1 pseudogene is annotated in these 363 nt (G+C 46.0%); it reads right to left on the minus strand.

From position 1 onward, the window contains the following. Positions 1-363 (minus strand): annotated as a pseudogene (locus tag Q5Y71_RS17315) (IS5/IS1182 family transposase); the annotation flags it as partial.

Here is a 363-nt window from a genome sequence, read left to right on the forward strand (position 1 = left end):
TGTCCATTAGAACTTTAGCGCCTTCCCACCCACAGTTTTCTAAGGTTTCCAGAAGACTTCGGCCTTCTGGTGCATCCCCGGATTGACCGGGTGAGAGTGCAAAGGTTACAGCCGTTTTATCATCAGCAGCTACCATGTGAATTTTAGTTGTCCATCCGGCTCTTGATTTTCCAATGGATTGTGGACCGTTTTTTTTAATGCTCCTGTACCATCTGGACGTACTTTTACCGCAGTGCTATCGAGTGAAATAGTGTCAACTTGGATGTTAACGACATCTGCATCTTGCAGAACACCAAAAACATGGTCTAAAACCCCTTTCTTGGCCCAGCGATTAGCTCGCATGTAAATGCTGTACCACTTGCC

Origin of the sequence: Microbulbifer sp. 2205BS26-8 (genome assembly GCF_030731025.1) — a bacterium.
GTDB classification, from domain to species: domain Bacteria; phylum Pseudomonadota; class Gammaproteobacteria; order Pseudomonadales; family Cellvibrionaceae; genus Microbulbifer; species Microbulbifer spongiae.